Below are 19992 nucleotides of genomic sequence, written 5' to 3' on the forward strand. Positions count from 1 at the left end.
GCCGCAGCAGGGAGCCGGGCGGGGAGGGCGGCAGGAGACTTGACGGCCCCTGAGATGTCGTATTCGCTCCCTTCGGCACCACCACCACCTGCCTCTCCATCGGGGGAAGGTGCCGGCACGGAAATGTTAACGCTAACACCCGACCGAACTCTGGCTCACCCGGTCAGCCGCGGAGTGAGTGGAACGCCGCGCTTCCCACTCGCCGAGCCGCACCGGCACGAGCACCTCAGAGACGAGGAGGCACGATGCGACAACGCGGACCCGTACGGCGACGCCGTTCCGACGACGCCGGGAATGGTCACCCGGCCCCGGCGCCGTTTCTCACCCGGCCCCTGTCGCGACTGCTCGTCGCCGTACAGGTCGTGGTCCTCGCCCTGGCGTCGGCGGGATGGGCCGTCCCGGACGGCGTGGCGCGAACGGTCGCCATGCCGGCCGCGGCCGTCGCGGCCGTGGCGACGCCTCCCTTGGGCTGGGCCTCCTGGAACACCTTCGCCGCCCAGATCAACTACAACGTGATCAAGGCCCAGGTGGACGCGATGGTGTCCTCGGGGATGAAGGACGCCGGCTACGAGTACGTCAACATCGACGAGGGCTGGTGGCAGGGGACGCGGGACTCCTCCGGCAACATCACGGTCGACACCGCCGAGTGGCCCGGCGGGATGAAGGCGATCGCCGACTACATCCACAGCAAGGGCCTCAAGGCGGGCATCTACACCGACGCCGGCCGCAACGGCTGCGGTTACTACTACCCGACCGGCCGCCCGGCCGCCCCGAACAGCGGCAGCGAGGGCCACTACGACCAGGACTTCCTGCAGTTCTCCCGCTGGGGCTTCGACTTCGTGAAGGTCGACTGGTGCGGCGGCCAAGCCGAAGGGCTCAACGCCCGCACCGCCTACCAGGCGATCAGCGCCGCGATCGACCGCGCCACCGCGCAGACCGGACGGCCGCTGGTGCTGTCGGTCTGCAACTGGGGCGCCCAGAGCCCGTGGGACTGGGCGCCGGCCATCTCCACCATGTGGCGCACCAGCGGGGACATCATCTACTGGGGCGAGAACGCCTCGATGGACCGGATGCTGGCCAACTTCGACTCCGCCCAGCACCCGAACGCGCAGAGCCCCGGCCACTACAACGACCCCGACATGCTCATCGTCGGCATGAACGGCTTCTCCGCCGCGCAGAACCGTACGCACATGGGCCTGTGGGCGATCTCCGGGGCGCCGCTGCTGGCCGGCAACAACCTCGCCACGATGAGCGCGGAGACCCGGGCGATCCTCACCAACCGGGAGGTGCTCGCGGTCGACCAGGACCCGCTCGGACGGCAGGGCGTGAAGGTCGCCGAGGACCAGAGCGGACGCCAGGTCTACAGCAAGGTGCTCTCCGGCACCGGCCGCCGGGCCGTGCTCCTGCTCAACCGGACCACCTCGTCCGCGTCCATGACCGTCCGCTGGTCGGACCTCGGCCTGAGCGGGGCGGCCACCGTACGGAACCTGTGGACGGGGACCGACGCCGGGACCTTCACCAGCAGCTACGCCACCACGGTGCCCGCCCGCGAGGCGGTCCTGCTCACCGTCACCGGCACCACCGCCTCACCCACGGCTACTCCTACGGCCACCCCCACATCCACGCCCACCGCCACGCCTCCGGCCACGGGTTCGATCAGGGGTGTGGCGTCGGGCCGCTGCCTGGATGTCAACGGCGCCTCGCAGTCGAACGGCGCCACAGTGCTGATCTGGGACTGCAACGGCCAGAACAACCAGAAGTGGACCTCCACCAGCGCCGGTGAACTGCGCGTGTACGGCAGCAAGTGCCTGGACGTCAACAACGCCGGCACCGCCGACGGCACCGCAGTGATCATCTGGGACTGCAACGGCCAGAACAACCAGAAGTGGCGCCTCAACTCCGACGGCACCATCACCGCCGTCGGCGCGAGCAAGTGCCTGGACGTGTCCGGCAGCGGCACCGCCAACGGCACCAAGGTGCAGATCTGGTCGTGCAACGGCCAGAACAACCAGAAGTGGACCCGCGTCTGAACGACGCGGGTGACGCGGTGACGCGCCTTCGCCGGAGACGACCCCGTCCCGGCGAAGGCGTACGGCAGGGTGTCCCTTGTGCCGGGCTATCCGGCGGCGCGCAGGCGTACGGGGAGTGCCCTGTGCCCGTTGCTGATGAGGGTGGGCAGCGGCCGCAACTCGGCGGCCGGCACCGCGAGTGACATGGCGGGGAAACGCTCGAAAAGCTGACGCAGGGCCTCCGCGACCTCCAGCCGGGCCAGGGGCGCGCCGAGGCAGAAGTGCACGCCGTATCCGAACGCCAGGTGGTCCTTGACCCGGCGGGTGACGTCGAAGGCGTCGGCGTCCGGCCCGTGCCACCCCGGGTGCCGGTTGGCGGCCCCGTACGCCGCGAGGATCGGCTCTCCCGCGGAGATGACCTGGCCGTCCGGCAGCCGGAGATCGGTGACGGCGAAGCGCAGCGGGAGGTACTTGACGGCGGGCTCGTGGCGAAGGGTCTCCTCCACCACGTCCTCCCAGGCGGCCTCGCCGGTCCGGACGAGACGGAGCTGTTCCGGTGACGTCAGCATCGCGAAGACGGCCTGGTCGATGACGTTGACGGTCGTCTCGTACCCCGCGTTGATCATCAGGCCCAGCGTGTCGCGCAACTCCTGGTCGGTGAATCCGGAGCCGTCCGACTCCTCGTCACGCGCGGCGATGAGGAAGGAGGTCAGGTCGTCGCCGGGGTCGGCGCGCTTGGTCGCGATCAACTGGTCGATGTGCTCGTAGAGACGCACGGTGTTGGCCTGGGCCTGCTCGGGCGTGAGCGTGCTGTCGAAGACCCGGTCGACGATCTGCCGGAACCCGCCGCGCTGGTCCTCCGGCACGCCCATCAGGTGGCCGATCACCGCGATGGGCAGCGGTAACGCCAGTCGCTCCCGCAGGTCCACCACCTGGCCGGCGGGCAGCGCGGCGAGGTCGTCGACCAGCCCGGTGACGATGGACCGGATGATCGGCTTCAGCTCGGCGATGCGGCGTGCGCTGAACGCGGGTGAGATCATCCGGCGTAACCTGCGGTGATCCGCGCCGTACGCGGTGAACATGTTCTCCACCAGTATCCACAGGGCGAGCGGCCACGTGCCGGCCGTCTCCTGGAAGGCCGGGTAGTGCGCACGGCCGTCCTTCGAGACGTCGGGGCTGGTGAGAAGAGTCCGGAGAACGGCGGGGTCGGTGACCGCCCAGGCGCGCAGGCCGAGGATGTCCACCGGAGTGGCCGGGCCGCGAGCCCGCAGGGCCCGGTACTCGGCGTGCCGGTCGGCGCCGGTGGGATCGATGACGAACGGGAGGAGCTCGGGCATGTGACTTCTCCTTATCGCGCTGTGGATACTCATCATCGACCGGGCGGCCCGGCCATGTGTGACACCTGTGGGAAGCGGTCGCGGTGTCTTCCCGGTGTCTTCCCGGTGTCTTCTCGGTGCCGGCGGTGCCCCGGAAACTGTCGTAGGGATCGCGTACCGTCCCTGAGAGTCGTCGCCCAGCGGCGGAGCGGACATCGCGGAGGGAGCCGTCAATGCCGGAACTGCGTACGTGGCTCACCGGTCTCGGGCTGGTCGAGTCGCCACGCTGGCACGACGGCCGCCTCTACTTCTCCGACTGGACCGCGCACGAGGTGATCGAGCTCGATCTCGACGGCAAGCACGAAGTGGTGGCCCGGGTGGACTCGCTCCCCCTCTGCACGGAGTGGCGAGCGGACGGGCGGCTGATGATCCTCGACTCCGCGCGGGGGCTGCTGCTACGACGGGAACCCGACGGCTCCCTGGTGGCCGAGACGGACCTCACCGGTCTCGGGCGCGGCTGGAACGAGATCGTCGTCGACGGCCGCGGCAACACCTACGTCAACCGGATCGGCTTCGACATGGCCGGCGGCGGGGCGTTCGCCCCCGGGTCCGTCGTGCACGTCAGCCCCGGCGGTGCGGCCCGGCAGGTCGCCGGCGACATCGCCTTTCCCAACGGCATGGCCGTGACGCGGGACGGCTCGACGCTGATCGTCGCCGACTCGTACGGCAACCGGCTCACCGCCTTCGACATCGAGGCCGACGGCGGCCTGGCGGGCCGCCGGGTCTGGGCCGATACCGGCGAGGACCACCCCGACGGCATCTGCGTCGACGCCGAGGGCGCCGTCTGGTACGCCGACGTCGGCAACAGGCGCTGCGTCCGGGTCCGGGAGGGCGGAGAGGTCCTGCAGACCGTCGACGTCGACCGGGGATGCTTCGCCTGCGCGCTCGGCGGCGATGACGGAAAGACCCTGTTCATCCTGGCGGCCGAGTGGCGCATGCCCGAGATGGTGCCACCCGGAACCGGCCAGGTGCTCTCGACCCAGGTCGAAGTCCCCGGCGCAGCCTGGCGGTGACCCCCCGGCACAACGACGGGCACAAGCACCCTGGCTTCTGCGCTCAGGCGGTGGTGGAGCGGGCTCCTACCCCCGGACGACGGTCAGGCTCCATGCCGCGTGACCGGGGACGTCATCCTCGTACGACCATCGAAGTCGGCACGGCTCAGCTCATTCCCTGTTCCTGGCGGATGCGCCGAGGACGAATTCCAGCTTGAGTTTCGAGTGACTCGAAGGTGCAGGCTCGTCCTTGTGAGTGACGGAACGGGGTTCTACACCGTAGGCCAAATCGCTCGGCGTACCGGTCTTTCTGTGCACACCATACGCTTCTGGTCCGACGGCGGCCTGATAGTCCCCACGGGCCGCTCGGCCGGCGGGTACCGCCTCTACGACGCCGCCGCCGTGGCCCGGTTCGACCTGGTCCACGCCCTGCGCGACCTCGGTATCGGGCTGGAGGCCGTCCGGAAGATCCTCGCGCACCAAACCACGGTGGCGGAGGTGGCCGAGGTACACGCCCGAGCGCTGGACGCGGAGATCAGGGCTCTGAAGCTTCGCCGCGCCGTACTCCGCGCGATCGCAGCGCGGGGCGGCACAACCGAGGAGACGATGATGACGCACAGACTCGCCCGTCTGTCCGCCGCGCAGCGGCAGCAGGTCATCGACGAGTTCATCGAGAACACGTTCTCGGATATCCCGCTGGACGACGACGCCAAGGTGATCGCCGATTGGATGCGGGAGCTGCCCGATGAGTTGCCGGACGATCCGGCGCCGGACCAGGTCGACGCCTGGATCGAGTTGGCCGACCTGGTCGCCGGCGAGGACTTCCGGCAACGGCTCCGGCGGATCGCGCTGGCCGGTGCCTCATCGGTGACGTCTCGCTACGGCTATGAGCTCCGGTCACCGACCCTGGAGCACGCCAACCGGGCGATAGCCGCATCGATCACACCGGACTCGGTCGAAGGCCGGTCGGTTCTCCATCGCATCATCAAGCCCGACATGCCGGCCGGCGAACGCACCGAGCTGCTTCGGTGGCTTGAGACCGTCGCCGACGCCCGGGTGGAGCGCTATTGGCACCTGATAGCCGTGCTCAACGGACATGAGCCCTCTCCGTCGGCCGTACCCGCCTTCACCTGGCTGATCGCCGCTCTGCGCGCCCACGGCTGAGCCGCCCGCCCGCATGCCCACCGGTGCCGGGTCAGAGCGGTGGATCTCGCCTGCCGGCACCGCCGTCTCCGACCGTCCGGGGTTTCGCCGCAGGACAGGACACGCACGTCAGGTAATTGATCAGTGACACGGAGTAGTGACATGGTGCTTGCGACTCGATCAACTTCCTCGGGAGGCAAACCATGCTCGCTCGCCGTCTGCTGGCCGTCGCCGCCATCTCCGCCGCCGTGGGTGCGGTCACCACTCTGCCCGCCTCGGCCTCCGCCGACCCGCACGCCGACCGCACGGCCCTGGTCGGCACCCCGGCGTGCGTCGACCTGAGCAACGGCCGCGGCAACGGTACGCAGATGTATCTGTGGCAGTGCCAGGACAACAACCCCAACCAGAAGTTCGTCTTCCAGGACGGCCTCATCAAGGTCGAGGACACCATCGGCACGGGGCGGGAGATGTGTCTGGACGCCTCCAACAACCGCGCCAACGGCACCCGGGTGTACCAGTGGCAGTGCCTCGGAAACGCCAACCAGCTCTGGGTCGTCCAGAGGGGCCTGATCATCCTCAAGTCCACTCTCAACTCGGGCAACCGCATCTGCCTGGACGTCACCAACAGCCGCGCCAACCTCTCGCCGGTCTACCTGTGGCAGTGCCTGCCCAACAACAACCAGAAGTTCGTGATCGACAACGGTCAGATCGCGGTCAGGGACACCCTCCTCTGAGCGCGAAGTCCGGGACCGTCGATCGGTCCGATCCCGCGTGACCTCCTGCCCGCAGCAGGGCGTCGGCAGCACGGCAGCGGTGTGGCGGCGCGCGAGCGCCGCCACACCCTCCGCTCCCGCGCGAACCACGCTACGAGGATCAGGCCCGGCCTCTGAGCCGGGCGTAGGCCGCGGGAGGAATGCCGACGGCAGCGGTGAAGTCCCGGGTCAGGTGAGCCTGATCGGTGTAGCCGAGCTCGGCGGCCAGCGTGGCGAGGTCGAGGCCCTGGTAGACCCTCTCCGCGGCCTCGTGGAGCCGGAATCGGCGGATCACCCACTTGGGGCCGATGCCGACATAGTCCCGGAACAGCCTCTGCAGCGAGCGCACCGATCGCCCCGATCTGGCGGCCAACTCGTCGACCCTGGTCACGGACACGTCGTTCTCCACCATCGCCGTCAGTGCGGCGACCTCTTCCGACAGCGGATCCTGATCCGGTTCGAGGCTCAGCAGGAACGCCTCGACGAGCGCGATGGCGGCCTGGGCGTCAGGCTCGGCCAGGACCTGCTCGACCAGGGTCGCGCCGGCCGCGCCGTACATCTCGCTGATCTCCACGAACCGGCCGGTCAGCCGGGACACCGGACCACCGAGGAACGGCCGGAAGCCACCCGGGCGGAAGCGCGTGCCGAGCACCCGGCCACCGCCCTGCATCGTGTAGGAGAACCCGCCTCTGATCACTCCCGCGATCCGGCGGAAGTCCCGGGCGATCGTCATGTTCACGGTCGGGTGCGAGACGATGCGCTGCTCGTACGGCTCGGCGAGGCCGGTCCACGTCACGACCCAGAAATGGTCCACGTACGGCGCGATCCCGGGCGATGGCGCCTGCCGGACGAAATCGAAGGCGTCGAGCCCCGCGTACGGATCGACCCAGCCGCGCTGTCGCGTTTCTACAAGCCGCCCTGCGGGCAGGCGGGGCAGGGTGGTCGCCATGGAAGACATGATGCCGCTGATGACGCGGGCCACCGAACGGACCGCGGAGTTGGTACGCGCGGTGCGGCAGGAGCAGCTCGGGTTGTCCACGCCATGCGCGAAGTTCGACGTCAAGGACCTGATCAGCCACCTCGAGTGGGTGGCGGCGTTGTTCGAGTCGCTGGCTCGCAACGGGCCGCGCGTCGAGCAGGGGCCTTACGCGGGCGACTTCCCCGAGAGAGCGAAGGCCACGCTGGCCGCCTGGTCGCGACCCGGAGTGTGGGAGGGGACCAGCCCCGCCATGGGCCTGCCGATGACCACGCTGGGCCACATGTACCTCGTCGACATGGTCGTGCACGGCTGGGACCTGGCCAGAGCGACCGATCAGGAGTACGAGCCGGACCCCGAGGCCGTCCCGCGGGCGCTGCACTTCACCGACCGGATGGTGGAGATGGGCAGGCAACGCGGCGCCTTCGGGCCGCCGGTGCCCGTGCCGGACGACGCCCCGCCGTTCGACCGCCTGCTCGGCGTCATCGGGCGGGATCCGGCCTGGACAGCGTGAGCCGCCGGAGCCCGGTGACCGGCGGCGGCCTCAGCCCTTGAAGGCGCCGTCCATGATCCCGGCCACCATGCGCCGCCCGACGAAGACGAACAGGACGAGCAGCGGGAGGGTGGCGAGGAAGGAACCGGACATGGCGAGCCCGAGGTCGATGTTGAAGCTGTTCTGCAGCGCCTTGATCGCGATCTGAACGGTGTACATCTCCGGCGACTTCAGCACCACGAACGGCCACAGGAAGTCGTTCCACGCGGTGACGAAGCCCAGCAGGCCGAGCACGAAGGCGGCGGGACGCACCAGCGGGAACGCGACGCGCCAGAAGATCTGCCAGGTCGACGCCCCGTCGATGCGGGCCGCCTGGAGGATCTCGTCGCTGATGGCGGACGATATGTGCTGGCGCATCCAGAAGATGCCGAAGGCGTTGGCCAGGCCGGGGACGATCAGCGCCTGGAGCGTGTCCACCCAGCCCAGCCACGAGGTGATCATGTACTGGGGGACGATGGCGAGCTGGGTCGGCACGGTCATCGTCAGGACGACGAGCAGGAACAGCGCGTCGCGGCCACGGAAGCGCAGTTTGGCGAACGCGAAGCCCGCCAGCGCGCACAGCACCGCCTGGCCCACGCCGATCGTCCCGGCCACGACCAGGCTGTTGACGACCGACCGGACGAACGGCACGGTCGAGAACACCAGACCGGCGAGACGGAAGAAGTTGCCGCCCGGCACGATCTCGGGCGGCAGCGTCGTCGCCGTCGCCGTGTCGGTGGTGGCGACGATGAACATCCAGTACAGAGGGAACAGGCAGGCGAAGGCGGCGAGCGCGAGCAGCGCGTAGGTCCACCATCGGACACGATCGCCGGAGCGTGGTCTCGTCATGCTCATGATCGCCCCCTCAGCCCTTGACCGGGCGGATCCGGGTGGACAGGAAGTAGTTGAGGCCGGCGAGCCCGACGACCATCACGAACAGCGCCACGCCGATCGCCGCGGCGTAACCGAACTTGAACTGGATGAACCCCTGCTCGAACAGGAAGAGAGTGAGCGTCTGGCACTGACGGATCGGCCCGCAGGTGTTGGCCGCGCCGCGGTTCACGAGCAGGGCCTCGGTGAAGATCTGCAGCCCGCCGATCGTCGAGGTCACGATCGTGAACACGATGACCGGCCGCAACGCGGGGAGGGAGATGTGCAGGAACTGCCGCACATCTCCGGCCCCGTCGACGGCGGCCGCCTCGTAGATCGCCCGGGGAACGGCCTGCAGGGAAGCCAGGTAGAGGAGCGTCGTGTAGCCGAACCACCGCCAGGTCACCATCACCGCGATCAGCACATGGCTGCCCGTCACCGACTGGGTGAAGTCGATGTGCTCGACGCCCACCAGGCCGAGCAGCCAGTTCAGCAACCCGTAGTCGCGGTCGAACATCTGGACGAACACGATGGCGGTGGCGGCCACCGAGGTGATGTACGGCACGAGCATCGTCATGCGGAAGAACACCGCGAGGCGCAGCCGCGCGTGGTTGAGCAGATGCGCGAGCACCAGCGCGACCAGCAACTGCGGCACGGTGGACAGCAGCCAGATGCTCACGGTGTTGCGGGCCGCGTTCCAGAACCGCACGTCCCCGAGCAGCCGGTCGAAGTTGTCCAGGCCGACGAACACATGCTCGCCGATCGGGTTCCAGTCGAACAGCGCCACGTAGAAGGTGAACAACAGCGGGATGAGACCGAACACCGCGAAGAGCGCGAAGAACGGGGCGATGTAGGCGTATGGGGCGATGATCTCGGTGAAACCGCGCCGCGCCGCCTCCACCGGCGGGGCGGGGGGCAAGCCCGCCGTGGTGGGGGTGATGCTCGTCGTCACGGTCTGCTCGCTTCCCCGCCGCCGGCGCCGCGCCGTGGGAACGGCCCGGCGCCGGTGGCGCTCGTGAAAAGTCCTAGCCGCCGATCGCGTTCTTGATGTTGGTCACCGCCGCGTCCCACGCCTTCGCGGGATCACCCTTGCCCTGCTCGACGTTGGTGATGGCGTTCGTGAACTCCGTGCCGATCGTGGTGCTGTCCGGCCCGATGAGGAACGGCTTCAGGCCGAGCAGCGAGTTGGTGTAGATCGTGCCGATCGGCGCGCCGGTGAAGAACTCGTCCTTCGCCGAGGTGAGCTTCGGGTCCTTGTAGACCGACGGGGTCGCGGGCAGCGACCTGGCCTTCGAGAAGTGGTCGAGCTGGCCCTGCGGCGACTGTGTGGCGGCGATGTAGTCCCAGGCGGCCTTCGGGTTCTTGGCGCCCTTGGGGATGGCGAGGAAGCTGCCGCCCCAGTTGCCCGAGCCGCCGGGGATCGTGGCGATGTCCCACTTGCCCTTGGTGTCGGGGGCGTTGTCGCGGATGGAGCCGAGCATCCAGACCGGTGCGGCGATGACGGCGAAGTCGCCCCTCTTCATCGCGGCGCTCCAGCCCTCGGTGAAGGTGCTCTGCTTGGCGGTGATCCCGGCGGCCACGGCCTTGAGCGCCAGGTCGAAGGCGGCCTTGACCTGGGGGCTCCGTTCGTACACCAGATTGCCCGCGGGGTCGTAGTACTTCTCCTGCCCCTGGTTGACCACCTGCGAGTACACACTCCCGCCGGCGTTGTCGACGAACGCCTTGCCGGTGGCCGCCGTGTACTTCTTGCCGGTCTCGATGAAGGCGTCCCAGGTGGGCCAGAGCTTGCTGACCTCCTCACGGTCCGTCGGCAGCCCGGCCTTCTTGAACAGGTCGGCGCGGTAGGCGATGGCCATGCCGCCGACGTCGGTCGGGATGCCGATGATCGAACCGTCCTTGGCCGTGGGCTGGCTGATCACCCAGTCGAGGTAGTCACCCTTGATCTTGTCTGCGCCCATCGTGCGCAGGTCGACGAAGTTCTGCGGCTGCTGGACGAACTTGGGCAGGTCGTCGCCCTGGATCAGCACCAGGTCGGGCACCTTGCCGCCGGCCAGCGCCGTCGTGAGCGCCTGCGCCGTCTCCTGCGCGTTGCCCACCTCGGTCAGCTTGATCTGGATGTCCGGCCTCTTCGCCTTGTACTCGGCGGCGGACCCCTTCGCGTCGATCCCGGTGAACGACCAGAACTCGAACGACGAGGCGTCCGACCCGCCGGAGGAAGTCCCGGACGACGAGCCTGAGCACGCTGCCATGCTGAGGGCCGCGGTAGCGGCGAACACGACCGCTGAGACGTTGCGGAACTTCACGGCGACCTCTTTTCGCTTGCTGTGGTCAGGGATGTGACGTACGGCCTGGTGCGAGAGGATGCGCTGCGCTCGCCGGGCATCTCCTACGTTTCGGTCCCGCTGCGTGCCTGAGACGTAGGACGGCGACGATGCCGTGCTACTTCAGGCTCCGGACCGCGGGTGCCGGGCAGGTCCAGCACCGCCATGCCGACCTGGTGTCTTACCTGCAGAGCCTTCTGACCTCACTCTTGGCAGCTCGAAAGTTTCGGCGACGTCACGTCGATCGTTTCTCCGGGACAGTAGGCCCCTGCCAACCTGACCGTCAATATTCTGACGGTCATGTGTCTGAAACTATCGGCCTGCCCGTTTTATGTTTCGGGACGCAGCTCGCCCGTCACCGAGGGGCTGCCGCCGCTGTACACGCATGGTCCGCCCTCGGGGGAGGTCGCGGCGGTGCTGGGCCGGTTCCTCGGCGCGACGGCCGGCCCTCCGGCCTCGGTGATCACGGCTGGCCGAGACCTCGCCGCTCAGCAGCCGTCTCCGCCGCCGGAGCCGACCGCTTCTGAGTGGAATGAAAATCTCACTCGTCATGCCGGTATTACGGCTCCGCAGGACCGGTCCCCGACCTGGTGACATACCTGGCCCACCGTCGAGAGAGCCGCCTTGGAAATAGGTTAACGCCGGGCCGAATCAGTGTTCTCAATTGGCCGCCTGGACGCCTGGAGGCCCCGAGAATAATCTCCTGTGTGCTCCACCGTCATCATGAAAGAGGTGAGGTTGGAATTGGCACGTTCGAAAGCACGTAGTGCGGTCAGCTCTGTCGCCATGGTCATCGCAACACTCGCGGCGATCCTGATGCCAGTCGCTCCCGCGCACGCCGCCTACGGCCCGGACCAGACCGTCTTCCTTTCGGTCAGCTCGAACTCCGGACCGTCGATCACGCTTGCCCAGCTGACCGGCACGCTGGCCTTCGACGACGGAAACACGAAGTTCAGGTATTCGCTCCGGCTGTGCTGGGGGAGCGGGTCCTACCCCCAGCCGAACTTCTACGTCGCGGTCAACGGCAGCACCTACCTCTATCCGGCCCAGACAGGCACGGCGACCGCTCCCTCCGGGTGCCAGGTGTACCTGTTCCTCTACGACGGTGAATACACCCACTCCACCACCCTCAGGAACGTCACCTTGTACGTGACGGGCGGCTGGTTCTACCCCGGCAACACGTACAACAGCCGCACCAAATCCGTGACCTACGACAACCCCTACAACTGAGCGTCCGGAAAGCCGCGGGCCCACCGCCACACTGCGTACGCGACTGGGACGGTCAGCCCAGGGTGACAGCCGGACGTGCGCTCTCTCGCTGAGCCACTTCTGGGCAGGCACCGGCTCACCGGACCGTTCGTGTGGCTGCCGTGGCCATTTCCTACCTACCGCGGAACGGCCTCCGCCGAGGGCAGCCGGGCTACCCTGCCCCGGCGGCCCAGGCGGAGGCCGATCCGCTGAAAAACTTGATCAGTCCACGCACACCGCGTAGTGGGTGGACCGGAAGACCCATGTGCCGCCACCTGGAGAGGAATAGATCATATACGTGTAATAGGTACCAGGGGTGCAGTCGTGGCCGACCGCGAGAACGGCCTGCCGGGCCCGCTGCTCGGCCGACGCCAACCCGGCCGCGTAGGTGCTGCCCGCCCCATCAGCAGTGGCGCTGCGGGGAGTGTCATAGCCGTCGGCGTGCGCGGCCACGGACGTGGTTGCCAGGCCGGCCGCCACCACCGCTGAGACGAGGCCGAGCCGGCGGAGCCAAGTGACTTTTCGCATGCTTCTCCTTACCAGGGACGGGCATTTGATCGATCAACAGAGATTTAGCGCAGATCGATATGGCGGCGATATTAACCAATTGGTCACAATAATCTGGCGGCCGTTGTCCTCACGGTGGAGCACATAATCGAAGGCACTCCGGGGGAACCATCCACCGAATTGTTTCCAGCCGGGCACAGCCATCCAGATAAACGGCCTTCAGGAAATCGGGGTTGAACTCACCGAGACCTCCAGAACCACCGAATATGCGGAACGCAGGTACGAGGGGCCGCGTGCGCAGGCCCGGAGTTCGTTCGGCGAGGGCGTTGTGGTGCGGCTCATCCAGGCGACCCCGTACTGGCCGGACGCCGTGTCCTGGATCACCCACTTCCAGGCGTCGGAGAACGGTGTCTCGGTCCCGGCCCTCGGGGACGGTCGCAAGAAACTTTCACCCACCCGGGCGACTGCCCGGCCGCCGGGGCTCGTCTCGTAACCGGGCGGTGCGCCGGCTTCCCGCCGGGTCGCCGGGCGCCGCGGATCCCACCCGAGCACCAGGCCGGTCAGGCATCGTGACCTGCACCGCAGCCGCCCCCAGCGGCCCATTCCCCCGGCGGCGGGCGGGCGCCCGTTCCGAACGTTTATGTGATCGGGCGCTCGGCGTTCGGCTCGGAGTGGGTGGGGGTTTTTGCGATCTGCGCGTGCACCGCTCAGCGCACCGACTGCGATCGATTGACACTTTTCATGACCGCGGTGATAGTAACTGCACATTGCTCTCATCGGCCTGTTCCGCCTGACAGGAGCGCATTGTGCAGCCGACGGCCCGCCCTATCGGTCTGCCGTCGTGACACCTTCGGAGGGCGAAGTGAGAAAACGCTCGATCATCAGCGTGGCACTGGCGGCCGCGGTCGCCCCGCTCTGCGCCGCAACGGTGGCACTCACCACGACACCGGCCGCCGCAGCGGTCGGCGGCTCGGGCCCCTACCCGGCCGACTACGAAACCTCCACCAGCCTGCCCAACCACACCATCTACCGCCCCGGAACCCTCCCGTCGGAGAAGATGCCCATCTTCGTGTGGGGCAACGGCGGCTGCTCGGCCAACGGCCTAGACCAGCTGCCCTTCCTCCGCGAGATCGCCTCCCACGGATTCCTGGTCATCGCCAGCGGCAGCCCCAACGGCTCCGGCTCGACCACATCCCAGATGCTCACCCAGTCCATCGACTGGGCGGTCGCCGAAAACAGCCGCCAGGGCAGCAAATACAACGGCAAACTCGACACCGCCAAAATCGCGGTAGGAGGCTGGTCCTGCGGAGGGCTGGAAGCCTACGCCGTCTCCAACGACTCCCGTATCACCACGACCACCATCTTCAGCAGCGGCCTGCTCAACGACTCCGACGACTACCAGCTCCGCCGGCTCACCAAGCCCATCGCCTACTTCATCGGCGGGCCCAGCGACATCGCCTACCCCAACGCCATCGACGACTGGGGCAAACTCCCGGCAGGGCTGCCCGCGTTCATGGGCAACCTCAACGTCGGACACGGCGGCACCTACACCCAGACCAACGGCGGCGAATTCGGCCGCGTCGCGGTGCTCTACCTCAAATGGCGGCTGAAGAACGACACCACCGCCGGCACCAACTTCGTCGGCGCCAACTGCGGCCTGTGCAACACCCAATGGCAGGTCCAGCAGAAGAACCTCACCCTCGGCGGCGACCCGTCCCCCTCCCCGTCCCCCTCACCCAGCAACAGCCCGTCCGCCAGCCCGACCGTGACTCCGACCTCCGGTGGCGGTAGTGGGCCGATCAAGGGTGTGGCCTCCGGCCGCTGCGTGGACGTGACCGGCGCCAGCCAGACCGACGGCACCCAGGTGCAGATCTGGGACTGCAACGGCCAGAACAACCAGACCTGGTCGTCCACCTCGGCCAGTGAGATCCGCGTCTACGGCAACAAGTGCCTCGACGCCGGCGGCACCGGCAACGGCGCCAAGATCCAGATCTACGCCTGCCACGGCGGCACCAACCAGAAGTGGCGCGTCAACTCCGACGGCAGCATCACCGGCGTCCAGTCCGGCCTGTGCATCGACGCCGCCGGAGCCGCCACCGCCAACGGCACCAAGCTCCAGCTCTACAGCTGCCACGGCGGCACCAACCAGAAGTGGACCTGGAGCAGATAGTCCCGGATGCGGAGGGATCCCCCCGGTGCGGCGTGCCCGCCGCGCCGGGGCCCTTCGGACGATTCCCCCGGACGACCTCCTGAAGAACCCCTGAAAACTCCCGCAAGAACCCCCGAAAGAACCCCTCAGAAAGAGCAGAACGATGAGACGACATCTCAGGAAACTCGTCGGCACCGCCCTCGCCGCCGCGCTCACGGCGGTGGTCACGGCGCTGTCCATGCTCGTGGGACCGGTGCCGGGAGCGTCGGCGGCGACGCTGACAGAGGTGACGAACTTCGGCTCCAACCCCGGCAACATCCGGATGTTCCTGTACGTCCCCAACAACGTGGCGGCCAGGCCGGGGATCCTGGTGGCGATGCACGGCTGCAACGGCTGGGCGCAGGGCTTCTACCAGGGCACCGAGTTCGCCTCGCTCGCCGACAGGTACGGCTTCGTCGTCATCTATCCCCAGGCGAACAAGAGCGCCAACGGCATGTCGAACTGCTTCGACGTGTGGTCGAACGAGTCGCTGCGCCACGGCGGCGGCAGCGACCCGGGCTCGATCGTGTCGATGGTGAACTACGTCCAGCAGCGCTACAACGGCGACCCGGAGCGGGTGTTCGCCACCGGCTTCTCCTCGGGCGCGATGGAGACCAACAACCTGCTCGCCACCTACCCCGACGTGTTCAAGGCCGGCGCGCCGTTCTCGGGCGTCCCCTACGGCTGCCTCGGCCCGGCCGGGTGCGGCGACAAGACGCCGCAGCAGTGGGGTGACCTGGCCCGCAACGCCTACCCGGGCTACACCGGGCCCCGGCCGCGGGTGCAGGCGTGGCACGGCACCAACGACTCGGTGCTGAACTACAGCATGCTGCAGGAGGAGGTCGACCAGTGGACGAACGTGTGGGGCATCAGCCAGACGCCCGCCTCCACTGACACCCCGCAGTCCGGCTGGACCCGGCGGCGCTTCGGCTCGGGTCAGGTCGAGGCGTACACCATCTCCGGCGCTGGTCACGACCTGCCGCACCAGGGCATGGGGATCTACGCGATCCGGTTCTTCGGCCTCGACGCGCCGAGCACCTCCCCGTCCGCCACGCCGACCGTCACCCCCACCGTGACACCGACGATGACGCCGTCGGCGACCCCGACCTCCGGCGGGGGCAGCGGGCCGATCAAGGGTGTGGCCTCCGGCCGCTGCGTGGACGTGACCGGCGCCAGCCAGACCGACGGCACCCAGGTGCAGCTGTGGGACTGCAACGGCCAGAACAACCAGACCTGGTCGTCCACCTCGGCCAGTGAGATCCGCGTCTACGGCAACAAGTGCCTCGACGCCGGCGGCACCGGCAACGGCGCCAAGATCCAGATCTACGCCTGCCACGGCGGCACCAACCAGAAGTGGCGCGTCAACTCCGACGGCAGCATCACCGGCGTCCAGTCCGGCCTGTGCATCGACGCCGCCGGAGCCGCCACCGCCAACGGCACCAAGCTCCAGCTCTACAGCTGCCACGGCGGCACCAACCAGAAGTGGACCTGGAACAGATAACGAAGCACGCCCTCGTGCATGACGTCGGACCCCTTGGGTAGACGCACGTCGAGAGTGCGCTGCGGGGCCGCGCGGGACCGGGGTGGATTGGTCACCCCCCGGTCCCGCGCGGCCCTGCGCATGTTCCGGGAGGGCCGAAGGTCCCGCGACCACGGGACTTCGGAGTGACCGGAGGGTGCCGTACGGCTCTGCGCCGCCGATGCGGTGATGCGGTGTTCTTGGAACGTAAAGAACGCGACCACCGCAGTTGAAAGGGGCCGGTCATGGCCATCACCGAAGGGCGGCACCAGAAGGCCCCCCTCCTTCCCGCCGCTCCCCCCGCTCCCCAGATGACCGGCACGACGACCGGCACGGACCCGGCCAGGTACGTCTGGGCCGCCGCCCGCGTCGCCGTCGGCTGGGTGTTCCTGTGGGCCTTCCTCGACAAGCTGTTCGGCTGGGGCTTCGCCACCCCCGCCGCCAAGGCGTGGATCAACGGCGGCAGCCCGACCACCGGCTTCCTGAAGGGCACCGCCGACAGGACCTTCGGCGGCCTGTTCGGCGCCCTCGCCGGCCAGGCCTGGGTCGACTGGCTGTTCATGACCGGCCTCGCCGGCATCGGCGCCGCCCTCGTCCTCGGCGTGGGCATGCGCGTCGCCGCCACCACCGGCGGGCTCCTCCTGCTGATGATGTGGGCCGCCGAACTCCCGCTGACCACCAACCCCTTCATGGACGAGCACATCGTCTACGCCATCGTCCTCGCGGGCCTGGCGCTGACCCGGGCCGGCGAGACGTTCGGCCTCGGCGGACGGTGGGCCGCCACCCCGCTCGTGCGCCGCTTCCCGATCCTCAGGTGAGACTCTCCGGCTCCGATGCCCACTCCCCGCCCCCTGGGAGTGGGCATCGGCCTGTCCTCGATGCGAGACTGCCCCCTATGACCGACCACGAGCTGTCCCGGTCGCTGATTCCGAGCATGCGACTGGACGACCTGCTGGCCGAGTTGCAGTCACGCCTCGAAGCGGTGCTGGCCACCCGCGACCGCGTCCACGCGCTGCTGGAGGCGGTGGTCTCGATCGGCAGCGACCTCGACCTGGAGATCGTGCTGCGCCGCATCGTGGCCACCGCCGCCACTCTGGTGGACGCCACCTACGGTGCGATGGGCGTGATCGGCGAGGACAACACCCTGGTGCAGTTCGTCCCCGTCGGGCTGAGCGAGGAGGAGATCGCCCGGATCGAGCACTGGCCGCACGGTCTCGGCCTGCTCGGCCTGTTGATCAAGCAACCGCGGACGCTGCGCCTGGCCGACATCTCCCAGCACCCCGAGTCGTACGGCTTCCCACCCGGCCATCCGCCGATGGGCGGCTTCCTCGGGGTGCCGATCCGGGTCCGCGACGAGGTGTTCGGCAACCTCTACCTGACCGAGAAGCGCGGCGGCGGGCAGTTCGACGAGGACGACGAGGCGATCGTGGTCGCCCTGGCCACCGCCGCCGGAGTGGCCATCGAGAACGCCCGCCTGTACGAGGAGAGCCGCCGCCGGGAGACCTGGCTGCAGGCGTCCGCCGAGATCACCACCCGTCTGCTCTCCGGCGCCGAGCCGCAGGAGGTGCTCACCCTCATCGCGCACCGGGCCCACCAGATGAGCGCCGCCGACGGCGTCGCGATCCTGCTGCCCCGCGCCGGCAGCGACTCCCTGCACCTGGCCCTGGAGCGCACCGGTTCCGCGGACCCGGCCGACCCCGACGGCGATCCCCGCGACCCCGCCGACGGGAAGGAGCGGGGAGACCAGGCCGGCCCGGCCGGCTCCGCGTACGACGGGCGGGTGCCGATCACGGGCTCGCTGGCCGGGCGGGCCTTCCTCAGCGGCGAGCCGCTGATGCTCGACGACGACGGCGCGGACGAGGAGACGCTCGCCTGGGAGATCGACGCTCCCGTGGGGCCGGTGGCGGCGGTGCCGCTCGGCGCGCCCGGCGCGGTCCGCGGCGTGCTCGCCCTGGTGAAGCGCGCCGGGCGGATGCCCTTCAGCCGGTCGGAGCTGCGCATGCTGCACGCCTTCGCCGGGCAGGCGGCCGTCGCGCTGGAGCTCGCCGACACCCGCAGGGACGCCGAGCGGCTCGGCCTGCTCGAAGACCGCGACCGCATCGCCAAGGACCTGCACGACGTGGTCATCCAGCGGCTGTTCGCCGTCGCGATGACCCTGATGAGCACGGTGCGGCTGGTCGAACGCCCCGAGGCCTCCTCCCGCCTCCAGACCGCGATCGACGAACTGGACACCACCATCCGGCAGATCCGCTCGACCATCTTCGCCCTGCAGACGCCGCGCGAGGACAGCTCTCCCAGCCTGCGGGCCCAGGTGGTGGACCTGGTCGAGAGCGCCCGGGGGCACCTGGGCTTCATGCCGGGCCTGAGCCTGGAGGGCCATCTCGACAGCCGGGTGCCTGCGCAGGCGGCCGAACACCTGCTCGCCGTGCTGCGCGAGGCCCTGTCGAACATCGTCCGCCACGCCAGGGCCTCGCGTGCCGACGTGACCCTCGACGCCACCGGCGAGCGGCTGACGCTCGTGGTGGAGGACAACGGCGTCGGCGTCTCCGCCGAGGGCCGCCACAGCGGCCTGCGCAACCTCGCCGACCGCGCCGAACGGCTCGGCGGGTCCTTCGCCCTCACCGCGCCGCCCGGCGGCGGCACCCGCCTGGAATGGACCATTCCCCTGAGCGGATGACCGGCGCCGGGCGGCGGTGGTCGAGCCGATCTAGTCGTGTTCGGCCTTGAGGCGGGCGGCCAGGGCGGCGGCCTGGGTGCGGCGCTGCATGTCGAGCTTGCCCAGCAGGTTCGACACGTAGTTCTTGACCGTCTTCTCGGCCAGGAACATCCGCTCGCCGATCTGCCGGTTGGTCAGGCCCTCGCCGATCAGTTCCAGGATCTGGCGCTCCTGGTCCGACAGGGCGGCCAGTGGGTCCTTCCTGGTGGCCTGGTCACGCAGCCGGTGCAGCATCGCGGCCGTGGTCTGCGGGTCGAGCAGCGACTGCCCGGCGGCCACCGTCCGCACCGCGCCGACCAGATCGGAGCCGTGGATCTGCTTGAGCACGTAACCGGCCGCACCGGCCATCACCGCGTTGAACAGCGCCTCGTCGTCGGCGAAGGAGGTCAGCATCAGGCAGGCCAGGCCGGGCACCTTCGAGCGCACCTCCCGGCAGACGTCCACGCCGTTGCCATCAGGCAGGCGCACGTCCAGCACCGCGACGTCGGGCCGCAGGGCCGGAATGCGGGCCACGGCCGACTCCGCCGTCCCCGCCTCGCCGATGACCTCGATGTCGTCCTCGGCCTCCAGAAGCGCCGCCACGCCGCGCCGTACCACCTCGTGGTCGTCCACCAGGAACACGCGAATCATGACTCATACGCTAAGCCCTCAGAGCCCGATCGGCCGAGCACGGGCCCGGCCGGTGAGGCGAAAAGCGGCGGTTCGTACTGGGGATACCAAGCCTCGTCTTCGGGATAGCCCGCTCCGCCCGACACACATAACGTTCAGACATGGCCGCTTCCACCAGCCGGACGACCGCCCGTCAGGGGCGTCCCGGCGGGGCGGCCGCGGAGGTGAGCGAGG

17 protein-coding genes are annotated in these 19992 nt (G+C 69.0%); 10 read left to right on the top strand and 7 right to left on the bottom strand.

The genetic code is table 11. The features are described 5' to 3' along the window. Nucleotides 1–245: 245 nt before the first annotated feature. Entirely contained in the window at nucleotides 246–2030 is a 1785-nt protein-coding gene (locus HHX33_RS02650; protein WP_182873115.1) for a glycoside hydrolase family 27 protein, read from the top strand. Nucleotides 2031–2116: 86 nt separating this feature from the next. Here the strand turns inward: HHX33_RS02650 and HHX33_RS02655 are convergent, their stop codons facing one another. Beyond that, complete coding sequence (locus tag HHX33_RS02655; RefSeq protein WP_182873116.1) at nucleotides 2117–3346, bottom strand: cytochrome P450 family protein; 1230 nt, start codon at nucleotides 3344–3346, stop codon at nucleotides 2117–2119. Between the two features lie 212 nt (nucleotides 3347–3558). On the opposite strand from HHX33_RS02655, the gene HHX33_RS02660 reads away from it, so the two are divergent. From HHX33_RS02660 to HHX33_RS02670, 3 genes are all read left to right on the top strand, one after another. Further along, the gene (locus HHX33_RS02660; RefSeq protein WP_182873117.1) at nucleotides 3559–4398 is read left to right on the top strand and encodes an SMP-30/gluconolactonase/LRE family protein; all 840 of its coding nucleotides are present in this window, start codon (nucleotides 3559–3561) and stop codon (nucleotides 4396–4398) included. Between the two features lie 231 nt (nucleotides 4399–4629). Further along, complete coding sequence (locus tag HHX33_RS02665; protein WP_182873324.1) at nucleotides 4630–5541, top strand: MerR family transcriptional regulator; 912 nt, start codon at nucleotides 4630–4632, stop codon at nucleotides 5539–5541. A 182-nt stretch (nucleotides 5542–5723) separates the two neighbouring features. Then, on the top strand, nucleotides 5724–6254 hold the full coding sequence (locus HHX33_RS02670) for an RICIN domain-containing protein (protein WP_182873118.1): 531 nt from the start codon (nucleotides 5724–5726) through the stop codon (nucleotides 6252–6254). Between the two features lie 139 nt (nucleotides 6255–6393). Here HHX33_RS02670 and HHX33_RS02675 read toward each other — a convergent pair whose 3' ends face one another. Then, nucleotides 6394–7221 carry a helix-turn-helix domain-containing protein gene (locus HHX33_RS02675; RefSeq protein WP_182873119.1) on the bottom strand — a complete coding sequence of 276 codons (828 nt, stop codon included), beginning with the start codon at nucleotides 7219–7221 and terminating at the stop codon, nucleotides 6394–6396. On the opposite strand from HHX33_RS02675, the gene HHX33_RS02680 reads away from it, so the two are divergent. Then, on the top strand, nucleotides 7220–7762 hold the full coding sequence (locus HHX33_RS02680) for a TIGR03086 family metal-binding protein (RefSeq protein ID WP_182873120.1): 543 nt from the start codon (nucleotides 7220–7222) through the stop codon (nucleotides 7760–7762). The two genes, HHX33_RS02675 and HHX33_RS02680, sit on opposite strands and share 2 nt — an antisense overlap. A 30-nt stretch (nucleotides 7763–7792) precedes the next feature. On the opposite strand, the gene HHX33_RS02685 is transcribed toward HHX33_RS02680, so the two are convergent. The 3 genes from HHX33_RS02685 to HHX33_RS02695 all read right to left on the bottom strand — a co-directional run bounded on the left by HHX33_RS02685 (nucleotide 7793) and on the right by HHX33_RS02695 (nucleotide 10953). Beyond that, on the bottom strand, nucleotides 7793–8635 hold the full coding sequence (locus tag HHX33_RS02685; RefSeq protein ID WP_182873121.1) for a carbohydrate ABC transporter permease: 843 nt from the start codon (nucleotides 8633–8635) through the stop codon (nucleotides 7793–7795). Between the two features lie 10 nt (nucleotides 8636–8645). Further along, nucleotides 8646–9602 (bottom strand): carbohydrate ABC transporter permease, encoded by a 957-nt coding sequence (locus HHX33_RS02690; protein WP_182873122.1) that lies wholly within the window; start codon nucleotides 9600–9602, stop codon nucleotides 8646–8648. A 73-nt stretch (nucleotides 9603–9675) separates the two neighbouring features. Continuing rightward, nucleotides 9676–10953 carry an ABC transporter substrate-binding protein gene (locus HHX33_RS02695; protein WP_182873123.1) on the bottom strand — a complete coding sequence of 426 codons (1278 nt, stop codon included), beginning with the start codon at nucleotides 10951–10953 and terminating at the stop codon, nucleotides 9676–9678. Between the two features lie 804 nt (nucleotides 10954–11757). On the opposite strand from HHX33_RS02695, the gene HHX33_RS02700 reads away from it, so the two are divergent. Next, nucleotides 11758–12201: a hypothetical protein gene (locus HHX33_RS02700; protein WP_182873124.1), complete on the top strand. Its 444-nt coding sequence runs from the start codon at nucleotides 11758–11760 to the stop codon at nucleotides 12199–12201. A 240-nt stretch (nucleotides 12202–12441) separates the two neighbouring features. On the opposite strand, the gene HHX33_RS02705 is transcribed toward HHX33_RS02700, so the two are convergent. After that, the gene (locus HHX33_RS02705) at nucleotides 12442–12747 is read right to left on the bottom strand and encodes a hypothetical protein (RefSeq protein WP_111697479.1); all 306 of its coding nucleotides are present in this window, start codon (nucleotides 12745–12747) and stop codon (nucleotides 12442–12444) included. An 841-nt stretch (nucleotides 12748–13588) separates the two neighbouring features. Between HHX33_RS02705 and HHX33_RS35540 the strand changes: the two genes are divergently transcribed. From HHX33_RS35540 to HHX33_RS02725, 4 genes are all read left to right on the top strand, one after another. Beyond that, a complete protein-coding gene (locus tag HHX33_RS35540; protein WP_310741178.1) occupies nucleotides 13589–14896 on the top strand; it encodes a ricin-type beta-trefoil lectin domain protein in 1308 nt (435 codons plus the stop codon). 142 nt (nucleotides 14897–15038) lie between these two features. Beyond that, entirely contained in the window at nucleotides 15039–16415 is a 1377-nt protein-coding gene (locus HHX33_RS02715; RefSeq protein WP_182873125.1) for a PHB depolymerase family esterase, read from the top strand. Between the two features lie 329 nt (nucleotides 16416–16744). Further along, a complete protein-coding gene (locus tag HHX33_RS02720) occupies nucleotides 16745–17251 on the top strand; it encodes a hypothetical protein (protein WP_259402115.1) in 507 nt (168 codons plus the stop codon). A 77-nt stretch (nucleotides 17252–17328) separates the two neighbouring features. Further along, nucleotides 17329–19110, top strand: coding sequence for a GAF domain-containing protein (locus HHX33_RS02725; RefSeq protein WP_182873126.1), 1782 nt, complete (start codon nucleotides 17329–17331; stop codon nucleotides 19108–19110). A gap of 30 nt (nucleotides 19111–19140) precedes the next feature. Here the strand turns inward: HHX33_RS02725 and HHX33_RS02730 are convergent, their stop codons facing one another. Beyond that, nucleotides 19141–19779: a response regulator gene (locus HHX33_RS02730; protein ID WP_111701144.1), complete on the bottom strand. Its 639-nt coding sequence runs from the start codon at nucleotides 19777–19779 to the stop codon at nucleotides 19141–19143. Nucleotides 19780–19992 lie beyond the last annotated feature (213 nt).

The sequence above is a fragment of the Microbispora sp. H10670 genome (genome assembly GCF_014161385.1).
In the GTDB taxonomy this organism is placed as follows: domain Bacteria; phylum Actinomycetota; class Actinomycetes; order Streptosporangiales; family Streptosporangiaceae; genus Microbispora; species Microbispora triticiradicis.